Source organism: Klebsiella sp. S69 (assembly GCF_016516145.1).
Classification (GTDB): domain Bacteria; phylum Pseudomonadota; class Gammaproteobacteria; order Enterobacterales; family Enterobacteriaceae; genus Klebsiella; species Klebsiella oxytoca.
In genome coordinates this window covers 122,742-146,914 of record NZ_JACVUU010000007.1, presented here as the reverse complement: position 1 = coordinate 146,914, position 24,173 = coordinate 122,742, and the positions used below count along the sequence as shown (strand labels likewise).

Below are 24,173 nucleotides of genomic sequence, written 5' to 3'. Positions count from 1 at the left end.
GGTTATCCCACTACTCGAGCGCCCGCCGTGTCCAGCCGGCAAATATGAACGAAGCCTTCCTTATTTTGCAGATAGTGCGTAGCCAGCCAGTCGGCGACGCGCTGCGCGGTTTCCGGTTTATCGCATAATGCAAACAACGTTGGACCGGAACCGGAAATGCCGCACGCCTGCGCGCCAATTTCCATTGCTGCCTGACGCGCTTCGCTGAAGCCCGGCAGTAGTTTGGTACGATACGGTTCGGCAATGACATCTTTCATCAACTTCGCCGCCAGCTGAGGCTGACGGCTATAGCAGGCGTGAATAAAGCCCGCCAGATGGCGACCGTGGGCAATACAGTCCTGACGGCGATACTGCGCCGGGAGAATGGCCCGCGCTTCCGCAGTTGAGACTTTAATCCCCGGATAGGCCAGCACCCACAGCCATTCATCAAATGCCGGTATCTGCTGGCTGATGATGCCGTTTTCCTCAAGCATCAGCTGAATCCCGCCCAGATAGCAAGGGGCGACGTTATCATAGTGAATGCTGCCGGAAATCCGCCCTTCCATCTCGCCCATCAGCGCCAGCATTCGGCTCTCATTGAGCGGCTTACCGCAGAATTCATTCATCGCCACCAGCGCGGCAACCACGGAACAGGCGCTGGAGCCCAGGCCGGAACCAATCGGCATGTTTTTTTCCAGCGTCATCGCCACCGGTACCTGTTTGCCAATCTCCTGGCAAAAACGCTCCCAGCATTGATAGACGATATTCTCCTGCGCAGCCGTCGGCAGTTTACTGGCGAAGCGACCCACGTTTTGCAGGCTAAAGCTCGCCGCCGCTTCAACCGAGACGTTGTCCCCCAGCAGCGTGCCGTCGACCGGCGTTACCGCCGCGCCCAGCACGTCAAACCCGACGCTCATGTTGGCACTGGAAGCCGGGGCATATACTTTGACCATCTTAAACTCCTAACTTCCATGACAGGGTACGCAGCAGATCGGCAAAAACGCCAGCCGCGGTGACATCATTCCCCGCGCCATAACCGCGCAGCACCAGCGGCAGTGGCTGATAATAGTGGCTGTAAAACGCCAGCGCATTCTCGCCGTTTTTCACTTTAAACAGCGGATCGTTGCCGTCTACCGCGGCAATTTTCACGCGGCAGGTGCCATCCTCTTCGATATTGCCAACATAACGCAAGACTTTACCTTCATCGCGCGCTTTAGCGACCCGTGACGCAAACTCATCATCCAGTGACGGCAGACGCGCCATAAAGCTGTCAACATCACCGCTGGCATCAAAATCCGCCGGCAGCGCCGGCTCTACGATAATGTCAGACAGCTCCAGCTCTCGCCCGGTTTCACGAGCCAGAATCAGCAGCTTACGCGCGACATCAACGCCAGAAAGATCGTCGCGCGGATCCGGTTCGGTATAGCCCATCTCACGCGCCAGCTTCGTCGCGGCAGAGAAGCTTACGCCCTCATCCAGCTTGCCGAAGATAAATGACAGCGAGCCGGACAGAATACCGGAGAAGTGCAGCAGTTCATCACCGGCATTCAGCAAATTTTGCAGGTTCTCGATTACCGGCAGCCCCGCGCCGACGTTGGTGTCGTAGAGAAACTTGCGTCGTGAGCTGCTCGCGGCATGACGCAGCTGATGATAGTAATCCAGCGATGAGGTATTGGCCTTTTTGTTCGGCGTCACCACGTGGAAGCCTTCGCGCAGGAAATCGGCATACTGATCGGCCACCGCCTGGCTGGAGGTACAGTCGACAATCACCGGATTCAGCAGATGGTACTCTTTCACCAGACGAATGAGTCGTCCCAGGTTGAACGCCTCTTTGGCTTCCGCCAGCTCATCGCGCCAGTGTTCCAGGTTCAGACCGTGTACGTTGGTCAGTAAAGCGCGAGAGTTGGCTACCCCGCAAACGCGCAGGTCAATATGTTTACTCTTCAACCAGCCCTGCTGGCGCTTAATCTGTTCGATCAACGCGCCGCCGACGCCGCCGATGCCAATCACAAACACTTCAATCACCTGATCGGTATTGAACAGCATCTGGTGAGTCACGCGAACGCCTGTGGTCGCATCATCGTTGCTGACGACAACGGAGATGGAGCGCTCGGAAGAGCCCTGTGCAATCGCCACAATGTTGATATTGGCGCGCGCCAGCGCAGCGAAGAATTTGGCGGAAATCCCGCGTAGCGTCCGCATGCCATCGCCGACAACCGAAATAATTGCCAGGCGTTCCATGATCGACAGCGGCTCAAGCAGCCCCTCTTTCAGCTCCAGATAGAATTCATCTTCCATTACCCGCTTCGCCCGAGCGCAGTCGCTCTGCGGCACGCAGAAGCTGATGCTGTATTCGGAAGAGGATTGGGTGATAAGTACGACGGAGATTCCCGCACGGGACATAGTGGCGAACACGCGCGCCGCCATGCCAACCATCCCCTTCATCCCCGGACCGGAGACGTTGAACATCGCCATGTTGTTGAGATTAGAGATACCTTTCACCGGCAGATCGTCTTCATCGCTGCTGCCGCCGATAAGCGTACCCGGCGCCTGCGGATTACCGGTATTTTTGATTAAACAGGGGATCTGGAACTGGGCGATGGGGGCGATAGTACGCGGGTGCAAAACTTTAGCGCCGAAGTAGGAAAGCTCCATCGCTTCCTGATAGGACATCGACTTCAACAGACGCGCATCCGGGACCTGACGCGGGTCGCAGGTATAAACGCCGTCAACGTCGGTCCAGATTTCACAGCAGTCGGCGCGCAGGCAGGCTGCCAGTACCGCTGCGGAGTAGTCAGAGCCGTTACGCCCCAGCACCACCAGCTCACCCTTTTCGTTACCCGCGGTAAAGCCCGCCATCAGCACCATATGGTCAGCCGGGATCTGGCTGGCGGCAATGCGACGAGTCGACTCTGCGATATCTACGGTGGATTCGAGGTAATGGCCAACGGCAAGCAGTTTTTCAACCGGGTTAATCACCGTGACGTTATGACCGCGCGCTTCCAGCAAGCCGGCCATAATGGCGATTGAGAGCTTTTCACCCCGGCAAATAAGGGACGCGTTAACGCTATCCGGACACTGCCCAAGCAGGCTAATACCGTGCAGAACGTGTTTGATTTGCGCAAATTCCTGCTCGACAAAAACCTTCAGCTGAGCGTGTGGAAAGCCCGGCTGAGCATCGGCGAGCCCTTGCAGAAGTTCGGCGAAAATGCGTTCGGCATCAGCGATATTGGTCAACGCATCCTGCCCGCCGATCGTTTTTTCGATCATCGCAACAAGGTGGTTAGTGATCTTCGCCGGGGCAGACAGTACGGTCGCTACCTGCCCCTGCCTGGCATTACTTTCCAGAATATCGGCAACACGCAGAAAACGTTCTGCATTTGCCACTGATGTACCGCCGAACTTCAACACACGCATGGTTATGACCCCTTGATTTTTTATCGAAAAAAAAGCCCGCACTGTTCAGGTGCGGGCTTTTTTCTGTGTTTCCTGTACGCGTCAGCCCGCACCGTTACCTGTGGTAATAGTGGTGGTGATAATCGTGGTGATCATGCCGATGCGATTCATGGATGTTGTGTACTCTGTAATTTTTATCTGTCTGTGTCCTGTGCCTATATTGGTTAAAGTATCTGCCGACTTAAGTCAATGAATTTCTACTTTTAGCCGGTTTTTATGCACCTGGCCAATACGCCACAACAACCTGATACTTCATCCGTATTTACGCATCTCTTCGTTGTTTTTTAGCACATAAAACTATGTTGAAACAACATGGCAGAGCTTTACTCTGGAAGGTTTTTTTCAATATCATGCAGTAAACGATGCAGCATGGCGGTGTCTCGCTGCTGCAGCAGACCTATTCGCTGCTGAAGCCAGTCGGTCAATTTTATATCGTCGCCTACGCCGAGGCGATTGAGCAGATCGAGCGTGCGCAGACGTAACGCCTGCAGCTGATTGTCATCGACGCCTGGGGCTACGGTCGTGGTTTTTTGCAGCAAAGAGGTCAGCTGATAGCAATATACCATCACCGACTGCCCCAGATTCAGCGAAGGATAGTCTGCCGCCATCGGCACGCCGGTCAGCACATCGGCAAGCGCCAGCTCTTCATTGGTCAGACCGGAATCTTCACGGCCAAATACCAGCGCGGCATGATGCATCCACTGCGCTTTCTCTTCCAGTAGCGGTAAAAGCTGCTGCGGCGTCGCGTAGTAGTGAAAACGAGCCCGACTGCGGGCCGTCGTGGCGACGGTAAAATCGACATCGTGTAGCGCCTGCTCCAGAGTGGCATAAGTCTGAATATTATCGAGAATATCGCCGGAGCCGTGCGCGACCCAGCGCGCGGCAGGCTGCAAATGAGCCTCGCTATCGACGATCCTCATATCGCTAAACCCCATAGTTTTCATTGCCCTGGCTGCCGCACCCACGTTTTCTGCCCGCGCCGGGGACACTAATACTATTGATAAACGCATTCGTTCTCTCTTTTGCTTTTCCAGGCGTGGAAATGACAATTCATCCCTTCATTTTACGCGCCGTAAATTTACAAATTTGCAACAAAAATCACTAAATTTGAGCTTTATCACCCATAAAAAAAACTAAACTATTCCCAAGGCACCATGACACAGAGTATGTTAACAGAACAGCTTTATCCGTATGTTTGGCAATGAGATTTATGCCCGAATACGTTTTGAAGCTTTGGATTCACCACGTTTATTATTTTCTCATTGCAACTAGTTGAGCAGGGTATGAATTGTGAGTATGAATCCGGTTTAGATGCAATGATTTCACATGACTGTTAACGTGCTACAATTGAACTTGATATATGTCAACGAAGCGTAGTTTTATTGGGTGTCATGCCTCACTTAGCCTGTTATGTTGCTGTTAAAATGGTTAGGATGACAGCCGTTTTTGACACCGTCGGGTCCAGAGGGAAAGTACCCACGACCAAGCTAATGATGTTGTTGACGTTGATGGAAAGTGCATCAAGAACGCAATTACGTACTTTAGTCATGTTACGCCGGGCATGTTAATTTGCGACATGCACCAGGCAGGTCAGGGACTTTGGTACTTCCTGTTTCGATTTAGTTGGCAATTTAGGTAGCAAACATGCAGACCCCGCACATTCTTATCGTTGAAGACGAGTTGGTAACACGCAACACGTTAAAAAGTATTTTCGAAGCAGAAGGTTATGATGTATTCGAAGCGACCGATGGCGCGGAAATGCATCAGATCCTGTCTGAAAATGATATCAACCTGGTGATCATGGATATCAACCTGCCAGGCAAAAATGGTCTCCTGTTAGCACGCGAGCTGCGTGAGCAGGCGGACGTCGCGCTGATGTTCCTCACCGGTCGCGATAACGAAGTGGATAAAATCCTTGGCCTCGAAATCGGCGCCGATGACTATATCACTAAACCGTTCAACCCGCGTGAACTGACGATCCGCGCTCGCAACCTCCTCTCCCGTACCATGAACCTGGGTACCGTGAGCGAAGAACGCCGCAGCGTAGAAAGCTATAAGTTCAACGGCTGGGAGCTGGATATCAATAGCCGTTCGCTGGTAAGCCCAAATGGTGAGCAGTATAAGCTGCCGCGCAGTGAATTCCGCGCCATGCTGCACTTCTGCGAAAATCCGGGCAAAATCCAGTCGCGTGCAGAACTGCTGAAGAAAATGACCGGCCGTGAGCTGAAGCCGCACGACCGTACCGTGGACGTGACCATCCGTCGCATTCGTAAGCATTTTGAGTCCACTCCGGACACCCCGGAAATTATCGCCACCATTCATGGCGAGGGGTACCGCTTCTGTGGCGACCTGCAGGAATAACTCCGTTTTTCTTGCTGTCATAACGTAAAAACGGCGCTATTCGCGCCGTTTTTTTATTTCCAGATCCTGAGCTTATCGTCATCATCGCCAACACATGGCTGATTATCTTTGGCTTTCGGTAGAGATAACGCGTACCAGTCAACATGGCGAGTCAGGAACATAAGCGCACTTAACGCCAGCAGCAGCACACCGGTACCCAGCAATAATGCGCTATCTTCCGAACGCAGCAGCAGCCACATAATGCCATCCAGCAGCAGTAGCGCACAGACGAACAGGAAGCTATTCCGCCACCCTTTCAGCACCGCCTGAAGATACACGCCATTGATGAGCGCGCCGATCAAACTGGCGGCAATCCATGATGACGTAAAGCCGATATGTTCGGACAGCGCCAGCAGCACCAGATAGAACATAACCAGCGACAGCCCCACCAGCATATACTGCATGGGGTGCATACGATAAAGGGTTAAACTTTCAAACACAAAGAACGCCATAAATGTCAGTGCTATCAATAGAATGGCATATTTTGTCGCCCTGTCGGTCAGCTGATATTGATCGGCAGGCGTGGTGACATTCACGTTGAATGCAGGTAGCTGACGCCACTCAATTTCCCGGTCATCGACAAAAAACCTGGCCATATTGTTGGCAAACCAGGTGCTTTGCCACTGTGCGCTATAGCCTGTTGGGCTAACCTCACGCTTGCCGGGTAAAAAATCGCCAAGGAATCCCGGATGCGGCCAGTTGCTGGTTAGCTGTAGCGTGCTGTTGCGCCCAAGCGGTACCACCGAGAAGCTGCCGCTACCATTCAGATTAAGTGTGAATTCAATATCCAGCGCTTTTTGTTCAGGTAACAACAGCGGCATTGGCATATGAATGCCCTCTCCGCTCTCGCCAGTGCCGGGCCCTGGCTCAACGGACAGCGTCTCGCCGTTGACCTCAGGAGCCTTAATCTCGCCAATCCCGCGCGCATCGCTAACGCTAACGACCAGAAATGGCCTCCCCAGCGTAATCGTACTTTTCCTGAGCGCCGTGATTCATGCCGGGTCAAAATGCGCCTTGATGCTGAGATTATTGTGCCAGATTTGCCCTTCATAGATACCGACCCGCCGGGATTCAACGTCCTGATTACCGTTAATCGCCAGCGTCTCCGGCAGCCAGTAATGCACCCATTGGTTCTGATATTCGACCGTTTTTTTGCCCTCAACCCGAGTCAACGTCTCGGTTACGGGAATGGCGATGAACGGCCCGGCCAGCTTCTGCGCCCCGCTGGTGCTGCTTTCCAGAGCCTCAATGACGTCGCTACGATAATCCGCGCGTTCGTCGATCAGCTGTCTGACAATCATCAGCGGGATCGACAACAGTAAAATACATCCCAGCAGGGTGCTCATTTTCCAGAATAGTGGTGATTTCAACATAGCCCTCTCCTTAGTGATGCGCTCACCTTAAAGAGGCTATGTGGGGAGAGTTTGAAGCTATGTGAAGTGAGCGTGAAGTCTCAGCAAAGCGCACACCCCGCCTTCAGGGCGATTAATCAGCTGAATATCCCCCTGATGCAGGCGCGCAACCTCACGCACAAATGCCAGCCCCAGGCCGCTGCTTTTATGTCCATCGTCGCTCGGCAGTGAGTAGAAACGCTCAAAAATACGCCCCAGCGCATAATCTGGAATACCGCTTCCCGTATCGCTTACGGTCAAGAGTACGCCGCCATCGTTTTCTTCCGCGCCAAGCAGGATCTCTCCTTCCACAGGAGTGAAATCAATAGCGTTATCAAGGAGATTGCCCAACGCCTGCGCCAAAAGCTCGCGATCGCCCTCAACCGTCAGGGTTGTCTCCTGCCAGCGTAGCCTGAGTTTTTTCGCCGCCAGCGCGATCTCTCGCTCCTCGGCAAGGCGGCGAAAAAGCGCCGCTACAGAGACGGGACGCCTGGCGATCTCCAGCCGATTCTCCAGTCGGGCCTGCTGGAGTAAATTTTCTACTAGCGACTGCATACGCGCATTCTGCGCCAGGATATTACGGGTAAAACGCGCGGCGATCTCAGGCGGAGGCGCTTCCTGGAGAATTTCTGCCGCGCCGCGAATCGCCGCCAGCGGGCTCTTCAGCTCATGGGTCAAGGCATACACGTAGTTTTCAATGGCGTTTTTTCCTTCCAGCTTAAGGCGCATACTCTCCAGCGCCTGCGCCAGCCTACGCAGTTCGCTGCCGCCGACATCCGGCAACGGAACCGGGCGGTCGGCGGTCACGGAGTCCGCGTAACGAACCAGCTTGCCGATGGAGAAATTAATCCACCACACCATCCCGGCGCCGATCAGTAGCGCGATACCCAGCAGCGCGCCTCCGGCCCACAGAATACGGCGCTCGCTGCGTTTGATTACCGGGGCCATGGCCAGATTGGGTTTCCCAACGCTCAGCACGCCAATGATCCGGCCATTGTCGCTCACCGGCGCGGCAATATACATCACCGAGCTGTTGTCGTCGTTCGGGTCGCTGCGGGTACTGCGCGCCCCATATTGACCGCGTAAAGTGAGCCAGACATCGTTCCAGCGCGAATAGTCCTGTCCCAGCGCTTTGCCCGCCGAATCAAATACCACTTTGCCCTGCGCGTCGGTCAGATAGATATGATATTCGTTACGCACTTTATTAATGCCGGCGATATTGGCGTTAATCGGTTGTCGATGAAGCGACTGGAAAGCCTGGGCCAGCCGCCCATGCTGGGGATCGGCGGAGAGTAAATCCTCGCGGGCCAACTCGGCAAGCAAGGTGGCCGTATCAATCAGCGTACCTTCCGTTGCCCGCCGCACCCCGGGCTTAATCTCCTGGACAAAGATGGAAAGCACAAACCAGGCCGCGATAGCGACAATCAAAAAATAGCCCAGCAGCAGCCGCATTCCGATGCGCATCACTAACCTTCAAGGCTGTATCCCATGCCGCGATGCGTACTAATAGGGGAGATATTGGGGTTAACTTCTCGCAGCTTCGCGCGCAGCGTTTTGATATGGGTATCCACGGTGCGATCGAAGCTCTCGTTCGCGTCGCCCCAAACTTGCTCCATCAGCAGCTGGCGAGAAAAAATGCGGCCGGGAGAGTGAAGCAGCGTTTTTAATAATAAAAACTCATAGCGGGTCAGATTCAGGGGCTGTCCGCACCACGTAACCTGAGCCGCAGCGTCATGCAGAGTAAATTCCCCTACCCGTAGCAGCGGCGAAGGCGCGGCAAATTTTTGCAGCCGCCGCAGGACGGTGCGCACCCTGGCGCACACTTCACGAGGGGAAAAGGGCTTGGCGATATAATCATCGGCGCCGATTTCCAGGCCAAGCAGCTTATCCACCTCTTCGCTGCGGGCCGTCAGAAACAGCACCGGCAACGCCGGATAGCGGGCCAGCAGACGACGGCATAGCTCAAAACCGCTGATATCCGGCAGCCCGACGTCGAGGATCGCCAGGTCAGGTATTTGATGATGGGCGGCATCCAGAGCGGGTAGCCCGCGCTCAAACGCCGTAACGATAAATCCTTCCTGTTGCAGCATGTAGACAAGCGTATCGGCAATGCTGAGCTCATCTTCCACCAACCAGATCCGCGGTTGTTGCATCGGCGTTCCCTGTTATTTATTCCATGGCATAATCGGCACGGCGCTAAGCGCATTCTTCGGCGAGCCATCAACGATTTTATCTGAATAGGTCAGATAGACCAGCGCATTGCGTTTCGCATCATAAAAACGCACGACCTGCAGCTTTTTAAAAACCAGCGAGGTGCGTTTCTGGAATACCACATCCCCCTGCTTTTTCCCGTTTTTAATTTTATCCGTCAGCTCAATGGGCCCCACCTGCTGACAGGAAATTGCGGCATCAGAGGTATCTTCCGCCAGGCCTAACCCGCCTTTAATTCCGCCGGTTTTCGCGCGACTGATGTAGCACGTCACGTTCTGGACATCCGGATCGTCAAAGGCCTCCACGACGATTTTATGATCCGGACCAAGAAACTTAAATACCGTATCCACGGAGCCGATTTGCTCCGCCTGGGCCACCTGACAGCCGGCCAGTAAAAACATTCCTGCAACTAACTTCTTGTATTTCATATTGTTACCATTCTTAAAAATTTAGCTGAGTGATTATCACTCATTATGAAGAAAAGTTTTATAGATCACAGCTTTACAAAATTACCACCGATACTTGTGGAATAATCGCATTTAAAAGCAAAAAAAACACTGAATGCTAAAACATCAAAAAATGCTATTATCCGCTACCTTTAGTATCAGGCACCTGAGTTTAAGGATGGGGATATTTTATGGATCAAGCAGGGATTATTCGCGATCTCCTTAGCTGGCTGGAAGGTCACCTGGATCAGCCACTCTCACTGGACAATGTGGCAGCGAAGGCAGGTTATTCCAAGTGGCATCTGCAAAGAATGTTCAAGGACGTCACCGGCCACGCCATCGGTGCCTATATTCGCGCCCGTCGCTTATCTAAGTCAGCGGTTGCCCTGCGCCTGACCGCACGTCCGATTCTCGATATCGCGCTGCAGTATCGTTTTGATTCGCAGCAGACGTTTACGCGTGCTTTCAAAAAGCAGTTTTCGCTGACGCCAGCCCTCTATCGACGCTCTCCAGACTGGAGTTCTTACGGTATGCGCCCTCCGCTGCGTCTGGGCGAGTTCACCATGCCGCAGTATGAATTCGTCACGCTGAACACCACTCAGCTGGTTGGCGTCACTCAGAGCTATACCTGTAAGCTGGAAGAGATCTCCGATTTCCGTAATCAGATGCGCGTTCAGTTCTGGCGTGAATTCCTCGCCAATACGCCGTCAATTCCCCCGACGCTGTACGGCCTGCACGAACCGCGCCCCAGCATGGATAAAGACGATGAGCAGGAGGTGTTCTACACCACCGCGCTGACGCCGGAGCTGGCTAACGGTCACCTGCACAACGCCCATCCGGTGACGCTGGAAGGCGGCGAGTACGTGATGTTTACCTACGAAGGACTGGGTACCGGGTTACAGGAATTTATTCTGACGGTTTACGGCACCTGCATGCCGATGCTCAACCTCACCCGCCGTAAAGGTCTGGATATCGAACGTTTCTTTCCGGAAGATGAAAGCCGGAATCAGGAACCGCCCATTCAGCTACGCTGCGAATACCTGATCCCGATTCGTCGTTAACGCTGTAGTTCATCCATCGCGGGGGCATCAAGATGCGAAACATCCCCCGCGGTTTCCACTACCCATCCTGACGCCAGCCAGGGGCTCTGCTGATAGTCAACGCGGGAAATGGAGCAGTTGCGCAGACGCAGACGTCGCTCCGCGTATGCCGGCAAACCAAGAATCGTACTCACCAGACATCCCAGCGCCATGCCGTGGCTCACCAACAGCGGCCGGCTGCCTGCGGGCAGTTCCAGGCAAGATGCCAGCGCCGCATGCATACGCTCGCTCAGCTCCTGCATCGATTCCCCCTGCGGGATACGCCCATCGGGCGTGCCGTTGACCAACTGGCGACGCCAGCCCTCTTCTTCTTCGCTTAGCGAGTCAATATGGCGCTTTTCCAGCACGCCCATATCCAGCTCACGCAAGCGTGAATCGGTTATGACGCTGCATCCGCAGGCTTCAGCGATGATTTCTGCGGTACGCCGCGTCCGACCTAAGTCGCTGGCAATTATATGCGTAATCCCCAGCGTTCTGGCGCGCTCGCCTACCTGCCAGGCCTGACGCTCACCGTGGGCGGTAAGCGGACTGTCGGACTGGCCCTGAATACGTCGCTCGGCGTTCCACTGCGTTTCACCGTGGCGAACAAGGTATACCTGTAACATGCTTTATTATCCGTTATGAGCTCTTAACCCTCTCGCTTCAAGCATAGCCGCCTGCAACAAGAAGGGTTTGGAGTATACTGCGATGATGTTAAGTCATTCTGAGTTATTTTGATTATGCACCATGTTGTCTCAGCTACCACTAATCCCGCCAAAATTCAGGCAATTCTGCAGGCTTTCAACGAGATCTTCGGCGAAGGATCCTGCCACATTGAGTCCGTCTCCGTCGAGAGCGGCGTGCCGGAACAGCCTTTTGGCAGCGACGAAACGCGCGCTGGCGCACGAAATCGCGTGGCTAACGCGCGTCTTGCGCAGCCAAATGCGGACTTCTGGGTCGCCATTGAAGCCGGAATCGACGAGGGCAGCACTTTTAGCTGGGTGATCATCGATAACGGTAGCCTGCGCGGCGAAGCGCGCTCGGCAACCCTACCGCTGCCGCAGGTCATTCTTGAAAAAGTTCAGGCAGGGGAAGCGCTGGGTCCAGTGATGTCTCAGCATACCGGCATCGATGAAATTGGCCGTAAAGAGGGCGCAATCGGCGTATTTACGGCCGGAAAACTGACCCGCAGCAGCGTTTATCATCAGGCCGTCGTGCTGGCGCTAAGTCCGTTTCATAACGCTATTTATCGCCAGCGTTAAACAACGACTGCTCCAGCCATAAACGCAGCTCCGGCGGCGCTGACTTGAGGCTGTTCGAACCGCGGGTGATAGTCGCGATGCCGGCGCCGAGTTCATTTTTTAGCTCGCGCTGGCTCATCTCACCGCGCAGCAGCTCTTCAATAATACGTACCCGCGTACCCAGCGCCTCGCGCTCGTCGGGGGTCAGCATAAGCTGTAAAAGCGGCAGATGAAGATCGTCGGCGTACGCCTGCTGTAAGAGCGCGACAAAACGCAGCCACTCCTGATGACGCTGTTCGGCTACCGCTGCTGAATAGGGGGATTGTTGGGTCATGTTACGCCACCTGTCGGATGTACTCACTAACGAGTACAAAGCATAACATACTTCTGTCCGGACTCTACGGATTTCGGGCAACATCGCCTTTTGCTATGTTGCCCGAAAACGACAGCGCTAGTAGCGCAGCTTCCACTCCGCATCGCTCAGCAGAGCATCTTTCTGGCCCATAAAATAGCGATAGTAGGCATCATAGGACAAAACGTTTTTGACGTAGCCGCGCGTTTCAGAGAACGGAATGCTCTCGACGAACGCCACCGCGTCAATACGGCCGCCGCTGTTGCCCCGCCACGTGCGCACCCGCCCTGGCCCGGCGTTATAGGCCGCTGAGGCGAAGATACGGTTATTGCCAAACTGCTGATAAACATACTGCAGATAGCTGGTACCAATGTTGATGTTCATTTCCGGATCCAGCAGCTGCGATGGACCGCTATAGCCAGGGATACTGAACATGCTCACCGTATGCGTCGCCGTACCCGGCATAATCTGCATCAGACCGCGGGCACCTACCGGTGAACCGGCTTTCGGGTTCCAGGCGCTCTCCTGACGCGCAATGGCCATCGCGTAGCTTTGCGGAATATCTTTCCCGCTGATGTAGCGTTTGAAAAGATCGTTATAGGCCAGCGGGAAACGCTCTTCCAGCTGATCCCACAGTTTCCCGGCGATCGTGGCCTGAACGCTGAGATCCCACCAGTTCTGATTAAACGCGTAACGCGCCAGCTGTGCCTGCTGATCTTTGGTCTTGCTGGTGACCAGATTGGCCCACTCGCTGCGGGCGGTATTGTCCATATTCCAGTACATGAGCTCGCGGACTCGAGCCATTTCCGGCCCGGAGGTCAGCGCCGGATCGAGATTAGCGGGAGCTTTATCAATACGGAAAGTGTACTCCTCGCCCAGGCGCTGGGCTGCGACCATCGGGTAGAAACCGCGCTGCTGCATCAGCGAGCGCAGAATATCTTTCGCTTCATCATCGCGCCCGCGCTCCAGCAGCAGATCGGCCTGCCAGTAGCGCCATTCATCCTTCTCTTTCGCTTCCATCGGCAAACGCGCCAGCCAGGTATTCAGGCCGCGACGATCGCCAAGACCAAGCGCCATACGTACCCGGCGCTCCACCAACGAAGTGGATTGGGAGCGCATGATAGCGTCGTCGCGCCAGATGGCCTGCTCTTCGGTCACGTCACTGCCCATCAGTCGCCAGGCGACGATGTCACGCAGCTCCTGGATTTGATCTTCATTAAGCTGCTGCGCCTGCGCTAATGAAGGGATCATCAGGCGCGCATTTTCCACGTCCTGCCGCGCAACGCTGGCAAAGGCGACCGCCGCCATCTGGCGGGTAAAATCCGTCGCGCCGGTTGTACGGGCAAAGGTCATAACGCTATTCGGATCGTTAGCCAGCGCGATAACCGCCGTCGCAATCGTTTGATAATCGGACGGCATCTGCTGGGCCAGAACCCTTACCAGGCTGGTATTTCCCGCCTTCATCGCCAGACGGATCCGTTCAAGATAGGCCAACGGATCCTGCTGACCTGAGGCCCGCCAGGCGCCAAATAGCCGATCGCAGGCGTTTGGCTGGCTTTTGCCGCTCAGCCACAGCGCTTTCGCCCCATCCCAGGCTTCCTGAGTCTGGCCGACGTTCCATTTCGCATAGTAGTAATTACACTGCGCTTCGGTACCGGTCGGTTTCTCCGGGCTAAACGCCAGCAGGCCTCGCCAGTCGTCGCGACGCGCCAGTTCGTTAACAAAGCGGGATTTCAGCGATCGTGCGGGAGGCAGCGTAGGGTTAGCGGCGATAAAATTGGTGACCACCAGCGCCGGTTGGTTCATCAGATCGTCGGTTATCTGACGATACTGGAGATAAGGATAAAGCGGATAGGTCGTCAGGGTGGGCATCAGCTGATTGACGACATCCATCTGTCGGTTGTCCCATGCCTGTTTAGTTTGAGCATAGCGGCTGCGCTGTTCATCCAGTGAATCCGCATGCGCCAGTTGGCTTAACGTCAGCAGACTTACGCCGGCGGCCAGAAGACGCCACGTCACAGTTTTGGCTTTTTCCACAAGCTCTTCCTCTATTCAGGTACATCACAGCAGCATCATGCCGCGGGCAAAAATTTCAGGTATTACGTAGATATGCTAATCAGACAACGCGAATCGCGCCACGTCCCGGACATTTTTTTACTCTTTTGTGAAACCCATCGCCTCGCTGGGATTAAAGCGCGAAAAAGGCTACACTTCGCCTTTGAAAACTATCTATCATTATAAATGAGAGGCGAAGTCCAACGTGGCTCAATTCGTTTATACCATGCATCGTGTCGGCAAAGTGGTTCCGCCGAAACGTCATATTCTGAAAAATATCTCCCTGAGCTTCTTCCCTGGCGCAAAAATCGGTGTTCTCGGTCTGAACGGCGCCGGTAAGTCTACCCTGCTACGCATCATGGCCGGCATTGATACCGATATCGAAGGCGAAGCTCGTCCGCAGCCGGGCCTGAAAATCGGCTATCTGCCGCAGGAGCCGCAGCTCAACCCAGAGCAGACCGTACGTGAGTCGGTTGAAGAGGCGGTGGCCGAAGTGGTCAATGCGCTGAAAGGTCTGGACGAGGTGTACGCGAAGTACGCTGAGCCGGATGCCGACTTCGACAAGCTCGCCGCTCAGCAGGGCAAGTTTGAAGAGATTATCCAGGCCCACGACGGCCATAACCTGAACGTGCAGCTGGAGCGCGCCGCAGATGCCCTGCGTCTGCCGGACTGGGACGCGAAAATCGCCAATCTCTCCGGGGGTGAACGCCGCCGCGTCGCGCTGTGCCGTCTGCTGCTTGAAAAGCCAGACATGCTGCTGCTCGACGAACCCACTAACCACCTGGATGCGGAATCCGTAGCGTGGCTGGAACGTTTCCTTCACGACTTCGAAGGTACCGTGGTGGCGATTACCCACGATCGTTACTTCCTCGACAACGTGGCCGGCTGGATCCTTGAGCTTGACCGCGGCGAAGGTATTCCGTGGGAAGGTAACTACTCCTCCTGGCTGGAGCAGAAAGACCAGCGTCTGGCGCAGGAAGCTTCTCAGGAAGCGGCGCGTCGTAAGTCAATCGAGAAAGAGCTGGAGTGGGTCCGTCAGGGCGCGAAGGGCCGTCAGTCTAAGGGTAAGGCCCGTCTGGCGCGCTTTGAAGAGCTTAACAACGTCGAGTATCAGAAACGTAACGAAACCAACGAACTGTTTATTCCGCCAGGCCCGCGTCTGGGGGATAAAGTCGTGGAAGTCAGCAATCTGCGTAAGTCCTACGGCGACCGCGTGCTGATTGACGATCTGAGCTTCTCAGTACCGAAGGGCGCTATCGTCGGCATCATCGGTCCTAACGGCGCGGGTAAATCGACCCTGTTCCGCATGATGTCCGGTCAGGAACAGCCTGACGCCGGTTCTATCACCCTGGGTGAAACCGTCAAGCTGGCCTCCGTCGATCAGTTCCGCGACGCTATGGACAACAGCAAAACCGTGTGGGAAGAAGTTTCCGGCGGCCTGGATATCATGAAGATCGGCAACACCGAGATGCCGAGCCGCGCCTACGTGGGCCGCTTTAACTTCAAAGGCGTTGACCAGGGCAAGCGCGTTGGCGAACTGTCCGGCGGTGAGCGCGGTCGTCTGCACCTGGCGAAGCTACTGCAGGTTGGCGGTAACGTCCTGCTGCTCGATGAACCGACCAACGACCTGGATATCGAAACCCTGCGCGCGCTGGAAAACGCCCTGCTGGAGTTCCCGGGCTGCGCGATGGTTATCTCGCACGACCGCTGGTTCCTCGACCGCATCGCGACCCACATTCTGGACTACCAGGATGAAGGTAAGGTGGAGTTCTTCGAAGGTAACTTTACCGAATACGAAGAGTATAAGAAACGCACCCTCGGCGCCGATGCGCTGGAGCCGAAGCGTATCAAGTACAAACGTATTGCGAAATAAGAGCATAAGGGCAACGCAGGTTGCCCTTTTTAGTATTTGTCTCTCTCCCGCCGGGAGAGTGTTGTAGCCCGGCTCAGGCATTCATGCCGCCAGCCGGGAAACCAACCGCAATACCGCTTCAGCCATTTCCCCGGCTCACGCTGCGCTTAGCCGGGCCAGGGATTCATGCGGCATCAGGCCGCAGAAGGCCTATCCCTGCTCGCCCATCATCTCTTTCACCAGCTCAACGCAGCGCAGGAAGCGGGCGTCGTAATCAGCCTCTTTCACATGCACAAAATCTATCTCGTTCTCCCTGAGCAGCGACACCAGCAGCGACTGGAACTCTTTGCGGTCTACGGAGCTGCCAAGGCTTCGCAAGCCATCGGCTACCCACGGCGTGTTGTTTTCCAGCAGAATGACCAGGTCGAAGCGATACTCATCGATCAGCGCCTGAACAAAGGGATGTTCCCGCCCTTCATACTTCAAACAAAACGCCTGAGTACTGACAAAGTCAGTATCGATAAATGCCACTTTGTTGGCATATTTTACTGCAAAATCAATATACTGCGCATGACCGAGAGCGATTTTGTCATAGTCGGAATATTGCAGCGCCATCTCATCCCCACCGAGGTGCGAAAAGACGTAGTCGCGGCCATACTCCCAGGCGCTGGTGGTATTAAAGATATTGGAAAGCTTATTCACCAGCGTCGACTTCCCGCTCGACTCACCGCCGAGGATCGCCACCGTGCGTACGAAAAAGGGCTTCACTTCGGTAGGAATATATTCCCAATAGCGGAACGGATTCTCACGAATCTGCCCGCCGCTGATGTTCATAAAGGTGCGTTTAGGATCGATAAGAACGGTTTCAATCCCCAGATGATCCAGATACTGCGGCGCGTCGCCCTCTTCCGAGGTGTAGATCCAGTTAGGCTCAATGCCCTTCTCGCTCATAAAGGCGCGGATCCCGCGGCTCCAGACGTCCCAGCCGTGCGGATAAGGCTCCATTCCCTCTTCATTGAAGGCGTGGATGCGGATATTTTTTTGATATTTGAACGTTTGCAGCAGCCAGCGCAGGCGGTCAGGCACGGTCGGCTGCTGCGACATCGCGCTCTTTTCAAACAGCTCGCGATCGCGGGGATCGTCGTAGCCCATAATGATATGCAGCTCATCGACCTGGCTACAGGCGCGCTGAATCAAGTAGATGTGCCCGGTGTGCAGCGGGTAAAACTTACCAAATACCACGCCAACGCTTTTTTGCCGACGCGGAAACTCAAGCCCGAGAAACCGGTGCAGCGCTTCCAGCTTTTGCGCGCTGGGGCTTTTAATTTTGGCGTTCAGCAGCTGGCTCAGGTAGCCTTTTGTCATTCCGCTGGCGTCCGCCACCTGCTGTAGCGTACAGCCCTTCTGCTTTATGGCGCTTTTTAAATAGTCAAATGACGACATGGCGAGTCTCCTTTTAACTTATTATAAGTCGTCAAAGACGCTTAGCGCGTCCGCAAGCTTTTTCACGCCAAAGATTTGCATCCCTTCCGGCACTTTTTTCGGCACATTCGCGGCCGGCACAATCGCCCGACGAAAACCATGCTTAGCCGCTTCGGAAATACGCTCCTGGCCGCTCGGCACCGGGCGAATTTCGCCCGCCAGACCCACTTCGCCGAAAACCACCAGGTCCTGCGGCAGAGGACGGTCGCGCAGGCTGGAAACCATCGCCAGCAGCAGCGCCAGGTCGGCGCTGGTTTCGGTGACCTTCACACCGCCAACAACGTTGACGAACACGTCCTGGTCAGCCATCTGCAGACCACCGTGACGATGCAGTACCGCCAGCAGGATCGCCAGACGGTTCTGCTCCAGCCCCACCGCCACGCGGCGCGGGTTGGACATCATTGAGTGATCGACCAGCGCCTGGATCTCCACCAGCAGCGGTCGGGTACCTTCCCAGACCACCATTACCGAACTGCCCGAAGTCACTTCGTCACCGCGGCTCAGGAAGATAGCCGAGGGGTTGCTCACTTCACGTAGCCCCTGCTCGGTCATAGCGAATACGCCCAGCTCGTTGACTGCGCCGAAGCGGTTTTTATGGCTGCGCAAGGTGCGAAAACGAGAATCGGCGTCGCCGTCGAGCAGCACGGAGCAGTCAATACAGTGCTCCAGCACTTTCGGCCCGGCCAGCGAGCCGTCTTTGGTCACGTGGCCGACCATGACGATCGCCACGCCGCGCGTCTTGGCAAAGCGCGTTAAATAGGCCGCCGTTTCGCGCACCTGAGCCACGCTGCCCGGCGATGACTGCACGTCGGCCATATGCATCACCTGGATGGAGTCGATAACCATCAGCTGCGGCTTTTCTTCGTCGGCAATCTGACAAATCTGCTCAATGCTGGTTTCTGACAGCATATTCAGGTTGGCGGTGGGCAGACCTAAGCGGTGAGCGCGCATCGCCACCTGCTGAAGCGACTCTTCCCCGGTGACGTAGAGCGTTTTCATGCCTTCGGAGAGCTTACACAGGGTTTGCAGCAGCAGCGTCGACTTGCCCGCGCCGGGGTTACCGCCGATCAGAATCGCGCTTCCCGGCACCACGCCGCCGCCGAGCACGCGGTCAAATTCTTTAAATCCGGTCGAAAAGCGCGGCAGCGCTTCGAGGCTGATATCAGAGAGCTTTTGCACCTTCGATACGCCGGCATTACCGGCGTAACCTGACAGGCGTTCGTTTCTTGCCACCTGCGGCGAAGCGGCAATGCGCATCTCGGTTATGGTATTCCAGGCATGACAGGCGCTGCACTGCCCCTGCCAGCGCGGATAATCCGCACCGCATTCATTACAGACAAATGCGCGTTTTGGAGCTTTCGCCACGTTAACCTCTTACTTTTGATTCATGCTGCCGGAGAGAATACAGAATACCCCCATCAGGTCAGCGTGGCGGATTGTCACTTCCGCCAGTTCATTCACTTTGGGCTTAGCATGATAGGCGATGCCGAGTCCTGCCGCTTTAATCATCGGCAGATCGTTTGCGCCATCGCCAATAGCGACGGTTTGCGCCGGCGGGATTTCATACTTTTCCGCCAGTTTACGCAGCGTACTGGCTTTATATTTCGCATCGACGATATCGCCGATGACGTTGCCGGTCAGCTTACCGTCCATGATCTCCAGTTCGTTGGCGAACACCGCGTCGAGATGCAGCTTGTCGCGCAAATACTCGGCAAAGAAGGTGAAGCCGCCGGAGGCGATCGCCACCTTCCAGCCGAGCGTTTCCAGCTTCAGCACCAGCTGGGTCAGCCCCGGCATCAGCGGCAGCGTTTCACGCACCTGCAGAAGAATGTTGGCATCGGCATCTTTCAGCGTCGCTACCCGCTGACGCAGGCTGGCGGTGAAATCAAGTTCGCCGCGCATCGCGCGCTCGGTCACTTCAGAGACCAGCTCGCCGGTACCGGCCAGTTTGGCGATTTCATCAATGCACTCGATCTGAATCGCCGTCGAGTCCATATCCATAACCAGCAGGCCCGGCGTGCGTAAATGCGGGATTTTCCCCAGCGGCGCGACGTCAAACCCGGCCTCATGGGCCAGACGGGTCGCTCGTAGCGTTAAAGAACCAGCCAGACGAATCACCTGATAGTCGTCAACCGCCCAGGAGGCAACAATCACCAGGGCCGCCCCCAGCTCCCGCTGCCACTCGGTCAGACGACGCTTGTTGAGACCGCGACCATACAGCAGCCAGCCGCTACGTCCGGCATGATAATCCAACGGCATAACCTCATCACCGCTCAGGGAAAGCGGCAATCCAGGCCACTGGGAAACATCTTCAGGCAGGTCGCACCAGGTCAAACTGTTTGGCATCACGGCTCCACATAACTTCATTCAGGCGAGGAAAATAACGCATGAGGCTACCTTGTAACCAGCGCTTCTGGCAACATTAAGCTGCAAATTTTCAAAGGTGGAATATGGTACGCGCAAAACTTAAATTCCGGCTGCATCGCGCGGTGATAGTTCTGATCTGTCTCGCACTCCTCGTCGCCCTTATGCAGGGCGCTTCGTGGTTTAGCCAGAACAGTCAGAAGCAGCGCAATCCGCAGCTGGAAGAACTGGCCCGCACGCTCGCCCAGCAGGTCACGCTGAACCTGGCGCCGCTGATGCACAGCGAAACTCCCGACGAAAAGCGAATTAGCCAGCTGCTGGACCAGCTTACCCATAAAAGCCGGATCCTCGACGCCGGCGTGTATGACGAACAGGGTGACCTGGTGGCGCGTTCCGGCGAAAGCGTCGAGGTACGCGATCGGCTGGCGCTGGACGGGAAAAAAGCGGGCGGCTACTTCAACCAGCAAATCGTTGAGCCTGTTCAGGGTAAAAACGGGCCGCTCGGCTACCTGCGCCTGACGCTGGATACCCACACGTTAGCCACCGAAGCGCAGCAGGTCGATAATACCACCAATATCCTGCGTCTGATGCTGCTGCTATCTCTGGCTATCGGCGTCGTCCTGACGCGCACCCTGCTGCAGGGAAAACGTACCCGCTGGCAGCAATCGCCTTTCCTGCTTACCGCCAATAAGCCGGTGCAGGATGAAGATAAAGATGAATCAGAATAAGGAAATCGCTATGCCCACGCTGCGCCTGCTGCTCTCTGACTCTTACGACCCCTGGTTCAATCTGGCGGTTGAGGAGTCCATTTTTCGCCAGATGCCCGCAACTCAACGGGTGCTGTTTCTGTGGCGCAACGCCGATACGGTGGTCATTGGCCGCGCACAAAACCCGTGGAAAGAGTGCAACACCCGACGTATGGAAGAAGACAACGTGCGCCTGGCGCGTCGCAGCAGCGGCGGCGGCGCGGTATTCCACGATCTGGGCAATACCTGCTTTACCTTTATGGCCGGAAAGCCAGAGTACGATAAAACCGTTTCCACGAATATCGTCCTGACGGCGCTGAATTCGCTGGGCGTCACGGCGGAAGCCTCAGGCCGTAACGATCTGGTCGTAAAAACCGCTGAAGGCGACCGAAAAGTCTCCGGCTCCGCCTATCGCGAAACGATGGATCGCGGCTTTCACCACGGAACGCTGCTGCTGAACGCCGATTTAAGCCGTCTGGCCAACTACCTCAACCCCGATAAGAAAAAGCTGCAGGCTAAAGGCATTACCTCCGTACGCGGGCGCGTAGCCAATCTGGTCGAGCTGCTGCCGGGCATTACCCATCAGCAGGTCTGCGAGGCGATCCAGGAGGCGTTTTTCGCCCATTACGGTGAACGCGTCACTGCAGAAGTGATCTCTCCGGAGAAAATGCCGAACCTGCCGAATTTTGCCGCGACCTTTGCTCGCCAGAGCAGTTGGGAGTGGAACTTTGGCCAGGCACCTGCTTTCAGCCATCTGCTGGACGAACGTTTTACCTGGGGCGGCGTAGAGCTCCATTTCGACGTCGAAAAAGGCCATATCACGCGCACTCAGGTCTTTACCGACAGCCTTAACCCGGCACCGCTGGAAGCGCTTGCCGCCCGACTGCAGGGCTGCCTGTACCGCGCGGATATGCTGCAGCAGGAGTGCGAGGCTTTATTCGTTGATTTCCCGGAGCAGGAGAAAGAGCTGCGTGAGCTGTCAGCGTGGATTGCCGGCGCGGTACGCTAACGTGCGGTCAGATCACGTCGCCCCTCTCCCATAGGGAGAGGGAGGAAGAGATGATTACTCTTTATCGCCCAGCAGAACGGATTCCAGCGCGATTTTGATCATATCGTTGAAGGTCGTCTGGCGTTCAGCAGCCGTGGTCTGCTCGTGGGTACGGATGTGGTCAGATACGGTGCAGATGGTCAGCGCTTTCGCACCGAATTCCGCCGCGACGCCGTAGATCCCGGCCGCTTCCATTTCCACGCCCAGAATGCCGTATTTTTCCATTACGTCGAACATCTCACCGCCGTCCGGCGCATAAAACAGATCAGCAGAGAAGATGTTGCCCACGCGAGCGTCAACGCCCAGCGCTTTTGCCGCGTCAACCGCGTTACGCACCATGCCAAAGTCGGCAATCGCCGCAAAGTCGTGGTCTTTGAAACGCATACGGTTAACTTTAGAGTCGGTGCAGGCGCCCATGCCGATAACCACGTCGCGCAGCTTAACGTCCATACGCACCGCGCCGCAGGAGCCTACGCGAATGATTTTTTTGACGCCGAAGTCGGTGATCAGCTCTTTTGCATAAATGGAGCAGGAGGGGATACCCATACCGTGACCCATAACGGAGATTTTGCGGCCTTTATAGGTACCGGTGAAGCCCAGCATACCGCGGACGTTGTTTACTTCACGGATATCTTCAAGGAAAGTTTCGGCAATGTGCTTCGCGCGCAGCGGGTCGCCAGGCATCAGCACAACGTCAGCGAAATCGCCCATTTCTGCGTTAATGTGTGGAGTAGCCATCGTTAAATCCTTCTGAATGTTATACCTGATGGCGGCTACGCCTAATCAGGCTGACAAAAAAGGCCCGGTGAGCGTGACTCACCGGGCAAAAAATCACAGCATGTTTTTGCCGTATTCCATCGGAGACGTACCGAAGTACGTTGCCAGAGTCTGGCCGATATCGGCGAAGGTTTCGCGGTGACCCAGCGAACCCGGCTTCACTTTCGGGCCATAAATCAGTACCGGAATATGTTCGCGGGTATGGTCAGTACCGGTCCAGGTCGGGTCGCAGCCGTGGTCAGCGGTCAGGATCAGAATGTCATCTTCCCCTACCAGTTCCATCAGCTCCGGCAGACGGCGATCGAACAGCTCCAGGCCCGCAGCATAGCCAGCAACATCGCGGCGATGGCCCCAGGAAGAGTCGAAGTCCACGAAGTTGGTGAAGACGATGGTTTCGTCCCCCGCTTCTTTCATCTCTTTAATGGTGGCGTCAAACAGCGCATCCAGGCCGGTCGCCTTCACTTTTTTGGTAATGCCGCAGTTGGCATAGATGTCGGCGATTTTACCGACCGAAACCACCTGCCCCTTTTTCTCGTCAACCAGCTTCTGTAGCACCGTCGGTGCCGGCGGCTCAACGGCCAGATCGTGGCGGTTACCGGTGCGCTGGAAGTGACCGGCTTTGTCGCCGATAAACGGACGCGCAATAACGCGGCCGATGTTGTAGCCGCCTTCGGTCAGCTCTTCACGCGCGATTTCGCACAGTTCGTACAGCTTATCGAGACCAAAGGTCTCTTCATGGCAGGCAATCTGGAACACCGAGTCAGCAGAGGTATAGAAAATCGGCTTGCCGGTTTTCATATGCTCTTCGCCCAGTTGATCGAGGATAACGGTACCGGAAGAGTGGCAGTTGCCGAGGTAGCCCGGCAGATTTGCGCGCTTAACCAGTTTATCAAGCAGCTCCTGCGGGAAGCTGTTTTCATGCTCAGGAAAGTAGCCCCAGTCAAACAGAACCGGCACGCCGGCGATTTCCCAGTGGCCTGACGGGGTGTCTTTGCCGGAAGAGAGCTCATGCGCCCATGCGTAAGCGCCGATAACTTCCGCGTTGCCGTCCATACCGGCTGCAACTTTACCGGTAGAACCTTCATGGGCCTTAACCAGCCCCAGGCGGGTCAGATTAGGCAAATTGAGCGGACCTTTACGGCCGTTGTCAGCCTCGCCTTTGGCACAAGCTTCTGCAATATGGCCCATGGTGTCTGAACCGACGTCGCCAAAGCGTTCAGCGTCTTCAGTCGCACCGATGCCGAATGAGTCCAGCACCATAATAAATGCACGTTTCATATTATTCTCCGTACCT

At 55.6% G+C, this 24,173-nt stretch carries 22 protein-coding genes, 1 pseudogene and 1 other annotated feature; of the genes and pseudogenes, 6 read left to right on the top strand and 17 right to left on the bottom strand.

What is annotated here, in order from left to right; all coding sequences use genetic code 11:
• Positions 1-2 precede the first annotated feature (2 nt).
• From thrB to yjjY, 5 genes are all read right to left on the bottom strand, one after another.
• Positions 3-932, bottom strand: a complete 930-nt coding sequence (thrB, locus tag IAE27_RS09220) for a homoserine kinase (protein ID WP_004110407.1) — start codon at positions 930-932, stop codon at positions 3-5.
• 1 nt (position 933) lies between these two features.
• The gene (gene thrA / locus IAE27_RS09215; RefSeq protein WP_023320300.1) at positions 934-3,396 is read right to left on the bottom strand and encodes a bifunctional aspartate kinase/homoserine dehydrogenase I; all 2,463 of its coding nucleotides are present in this window, start codon (positions 3,394-3,396) and stop codon (positions 934-936) included.
• A 25-nt stretch (positions 3,397-3,421) separates the two neighbouring features.
• Positions 3,422-3,539, bottom strand: a sequence feature (Thr leader region).
• Positions 3,478-3,546 (bottom strand): thr operon leader peptide, encoded by a 69-nt coding sequence (gene thrL / locus IAE27_RS09210; protein ID WP_004222578.1) that lies wholly within the window; start codon positions 3,544-3,546, stop codon positions 3,478-3,480. (Overlaps the previous feature by 62 nt.)
• Positions 3,547-3,758: 212 nt before the next feature.
• Positions 3,759-4,445 (bottom strand): tRNA/rRNA methyltransferase, encoded by a 687-nt coding sequence (locus IAE27_RS09205; RefSeq protein ID WP_017145035.1) that lies wholly within the window; start codon positions 4,443-4,445, stop codon positions 3,759-3,761.
• Positions 4,446-4,843: 398 nt separating this feature from the next.
• Positions 4,844-4,984, bottom strand: coding sequence for a protein YjjY (gene yjjY / locus IAE27_RS09200; RefSeq protein ID WP_001541509.1), 141 nt, complete (start codon positions 4,982-4,984; stop codon positions 4,844-4,846).
• Positions 4,985-5,079: 95 nt separating this feature from the next.
• Here yjjY and arcA point away from each other — a divergent pair, with 95 nt between their 5' ends.
• The gene (gene arcA, locus IAE27_RS09195) at positions 5,080-5,796 is read left to right on the top strand and encodes a two-component system response regulator ArcA (RefSeq protein ID WP_002887843.1); all 717 of its coding nucleotides are present in this window, start codon (positions 5,080-5,082) and stop codon (positions 5,794-5,796) included.
• Positions 5,797-5,849: 53 nt separating this feature from the next.
• On the opposite strand, the pseudogene creD reads toward arcA, so the two are convergent.
• The 4 genes and pseudogenes from creD to creA form a co-directional block, all read right to left on the bottom strand.
• A pseudogene (gene creD / locus IAE27_RS09190) lies at positions 5,850-7,208 on the bottom strand (cell envelope integrity protein CreD).
• A 57-nt stretch (positions 7,209-7,265) separates the two neighbouring features.
• On the bottom strand, positions 7,266-8,690 hold the full coding sequence (gene creC, locus IAE27_RS09185) for a two-component system sensor histidine kinase CreC (RefSeq protein WP_154022784.1): 1,425 nt from the start codon (positions 8,688-8,690) through the stop codon (positions 7,266-7,268).
• 2 nt (positions 8,691-8,692) lie between these two features.
• Positions 8,693-9,379 carry a two-component system response regulator CreB gene (creB, locus tag IAE27_RS09180; RefSeq protein ID WP_154022783.1) on the bottom strand — a complete coding sequence of 229 codons (687 nt, stop codon included), beginning with the start codon at positions 9,377-9,379 and terminating at the stop codon, positions 8,693-8,695.
• A gap of 12 nt (positions 9,380-9,391) precedes the next feature.
• Positions 9,392-9,865 carry a protein CreA gene (gene creA, locus IAE27_RS09175; RefSeq protein ID WP_004110391.1) on the bottom strand — a complete coding sequence of 158 codons (474 nt, stop codon included), beginning with the start codon at positions 9,863-9,865 and terminating at the stop codon, positions 9,392-9,394.
• Positions 9,866-10,074: 209 nt separating this feature from the next.
• Between creA and robA the strand changes: the two genes are divergently transcribed.
• Positions 10,075-10,944, top strand: coding sequence for an MDR efflux pump AcrAB transcriptional activator RobA (robA, locus tag IAE27_RS09170; protein WP_004108433.1), 870 nt, complete (start codon positions 10,075-10,077; stop codon positions 10,942-10,944).
• Here robA and gpmB read toward each other — a convergent pair.
• Entirely contained in the window at positions 10,941-11,588 is a 648-nt protein-coding gene (gene gpmB, locus IAE27_RS09165; RefSeq protein ID WP_004108435.1) for a 2,3-diphosphoglycerate-dependent phosphoglycerate mutase GpmB, read from the bottom strand. The genes robA and gpmB overlap by 4 nt on opposite strands.
• A 114-nt stretch (positions 11,589-11,702) precedes the next feature.
• Here gpmB and yjjX point away from each other — a divergent pair, with 114 nt between their 5' ends.
• Positions 11,703-12,224 (top strand): inosine/xanthosine triphosphatase, encoded by a 522-nt coding sequence (yjjX, locus tag IAE27_RS09160; protein ID WP_016809140.1) that lies wholly within the window; start codon positions 11,703-11,705, stop codon positions 12,222-12,224.
• On the opposite strand, the gene trpR is transcribed toward yjjX, so the two are convergent.
• Together trpR and sltY are read right to left on the bottom strand one after the other, a co-directional pair.
• A complete protein-coding gene (trpR, locus tag IAE27_RS09155; protein WP_004108439.1) occupies positions 12,205-12,537 on the bottom strand; it encodes a trp operon repressor in 333 nt (110 codons plus the stop codon). The genes yjjX and trpR overlap by 20 nt on opposite strands.
• 117 nt (positions 12,538-12,654) lie before the next feature.
• Positions 12,655-14,592: a murein transglycosylase gene (gene sltY / locus IAE27_RS09150; protein ID WP_004108446.1), complete on the bottom strand. Its 1,938-nt coding sequence runs from the start codon at positions 14,590-14,592 to the stop codon at positions 12,655-12,657.
• A gap of 223 nt (positions 14,593-14,815) precedes the next feature.
• Between sltY and ettA the strand changes: the two genes are divergently transcribed.
• Positions 14,816-16,483 carry an energy-dependent translational throttle protein EttA gene (ettA, locus tag IAE27_RS09145; protein WP_004108448.1) on the top strand — a complete coding sequence of 556 codons (1,668 nt, stop codon included), beginning with the start codon at positions 14,816-14,818 and terminating at the stop codon, positions 16,481-16,483.
• A gap of 189 nt (positions 16,484-16,672) precedes the next feature.
• Here the strand turns inward: ettA and nadR are convergent, their stop codons facing one another.
• The 3 genes from nadR to serB are packed head-to-tail and all read right to left on the bottom strand — an operon-like array spanning position 16,673 to position 20,290.
• The gene (gene nadR, locus IAE27_RS09140) at positions 16,673-17,905 is read right to left on the bottom strand and encodes a multifunctional transcriptional regulator/nicotinamide-nucleotide adenylyltransferase/ribosylnicotinamide kinase NadR (RefSeq protein WP_004108450.1); all 1,233 of its coding nucleotides are present in this window, start codon (positions 17,903-17,905) and stop codon (positions 16,673-16,675) included.
• A gap of 21 nt (positions 17,906-17,926) precedes the next feature.
• Positions 17,927-19,309 carry a DNA repair protein RadA gene (gene radA / locus IAE27_RS09135; RefSeq protein ID WP_004110386.1) on the bottom strand — a complete coding sequence of 461 codons (1,383 nt, stop codon included), beginning with the start codon at positions 19,307-19,309 and terminating at the stop codon, positions 17,927-17,929.
• Between the two features lie 9 nt (positions 19,310-19,318).
• Positions 19,319-20,290: a phosphoserine phosphatase gene (gene serB / locus IAE27_RS09130; protein ID WP_004108454.1), complete on the bottom strand. Its 972-nt coding sequence runs from the start codon at positions 20,288-20,290 to the stop codon at positions 19,319-19,321.
• Positions 20,291-20,394: 104 nt separating this feature from the next.
• Between serB and IAE27_RS09125 the strand changes: the two genes are divergently transcribed.
• Together IAE27_RS09125 and lplA are read left to right on the top strand one after the other, a co-directional pair.
• Entirely contained in the window at positions 20,395-21,036 is a 642-nt protein-coding gene (locus IAE27_RS09125; protein WP_004108456.1) for a YtjB family periplasmic protein, read from the top strand.
• Positions 21,037-21,046: 10 nt separating this feature from the next.
• Positions 21,047-22,063, top strand: a complete 1,017-nt coding sequence (gene lplA, locus IAE27_RS09120) for a lipoate--protein ligase LplA (protein WP_023329219.1) — start codon at positions 21,047-21,049, stop codon at positions 22,061-22,063.
• Positions 22,064-22,117: 54 nt separating this feature from the next.
• Here the strand turns inward: lplA and deoD are convergent, their stop codons facing one another.
• Both deoD and deoB read right to left on the bottom strand, forming a co-directional pair.
• Positions 22,118-22,840: a purine-nucleoside phosphorylase gene (deoD, locus tag IAE27_RS09115; protein ID WP_004108460.1), complete on the bottom strand. Its 723-nt coding sequence runs from the start codon at positions 22,838-22,840 to the stop codon at positions 22,118-22,120.
• A gap of 93 nt (positions 22,841-22,933) precedes the next feature.
• A complete protein-coding gene (gene deoB, locus IAE27_RS09110) occupies positions 22,934-24,157 on the bottom strand; it encodes a phosphopentomutase (RefSeq protein ID WP_004108462.1) in 1,224 nt (407 codons plus the stop codon).
• Positions 24,158-24,173 lie beyond the last annotated feature (16 nt).

Coding starts and splice junctions, on each gene's coding strand:
- arcA (WP_002887843.1), top strand. CDS start 5,080: ATGCAGACCCCGCACATTCTTATCGTTGAAGACGAGTTGGTAACACGC.
- IAE27_RS09125 (WP_004108456.1), top strand. CDS start 20,395: ATGGTACGCGCAAAACTTAAATTCCGGCTGCATCGCGCGGTGATAGTT.
- serB (WP_004108454.1), bottom strand. CDS start 20,290: ATGCCAAACAGTTTGACCTGGTGCGACCTGCCTGAAGATGTTTCCCAG.
- yjjY (WP_001541509.1), bottom strand. CDS start 4,984: ATGACTAAAGTACGTAATTGCGTTCTTGATGCACTTTCCATCAACGTC.
- trpR (WP_004108439.1), bottom strand. CDS start 12,537: ATGACCCAACAATCCCCCTATTCAGCAGCGGTAGCCGAACAGCGTCAT.
- creB (WP_154022783.1), bottom strand. CDS start 9,379: ATGCAACAACCGCGGATCTGGTTGGTGGAAGATGAGCTCAGCATTGCC.
- yjjX (WP_016809140.1), top strand. CDS start 11,703: ATGCACCATGTTGTCTCAGCTACCACTAATCCCGCCAAAATTCAGGCA.
- creC (WP_154022784.1), bottom strand. CDS start 8,690: ATGCGCATCGGAATGCGGCTGCTGCTGGGCTATTTTTTGATTGTCGCT.
- robA (WP_004108433.1), top strand. CDS start 10,075: ATGGATCAAGCAGGGATTATTCGCGATCTCCTTAGCTGGCTGGAAGGT.
- thrA (WP_023320300.1), bottom strand. CDS start 3,396: ATGCGTGTGTTGAAGTTCGGCGGTACATCAGTGGCAAATGCAGAACGT.
- thrB (WP_004110407.1), bottom strand. CDS start 932: ATGGTCAAAGTATATGCCCCGGCTTCCAGTGCCAACATGAGCGTCGGG.
- creA (WP_004110391.1), bottom strand. CDS start 9,865: ATGAAATACAAGAAGTTAGTTGCAGGAATGTTTTTACTGGCCGGCTGT.
- nadR (WP_004108450.1), bottom strand. CDS start 17,905: ATGTCGTCATTTGACTATTTAAAAAGCGCCATAAAGCAGAAGGGCTGT.
- lplA (WP_023329219.1), top strand. CDS start 21,047: ATGCCCACGCTGCGCCTGCTGCTCTCTGACTCTTACGACCCCTGGTTC.
- deoB (WP_004108462.1), bottom strand. CDS start 24,157: ATGAAACGTGCATTTATTATGGTGCTGGACTCATTCGGCATCGGTGCG.
- IAE27_RS09205 (WP_017145035.1), bottom strand. CDS start 4,445: ATGCGTTTATCAATAGTATTAGTGTCCCCGGCGCGGGCAGAAAACGTG.
- deoD (WP_004108460.1), bottom strand. CDS start 22,840: ATGGCTACTCCACACATTAACGCAGAAATGGGCGATTTCGCTGACGTT.
- gpmB (WP_004108435.1), bottom strand. CDS start 11,588: ATGTTACAGGTATACCTTGTTCGCCACGGTGAAACGCAGTGGAACGCC.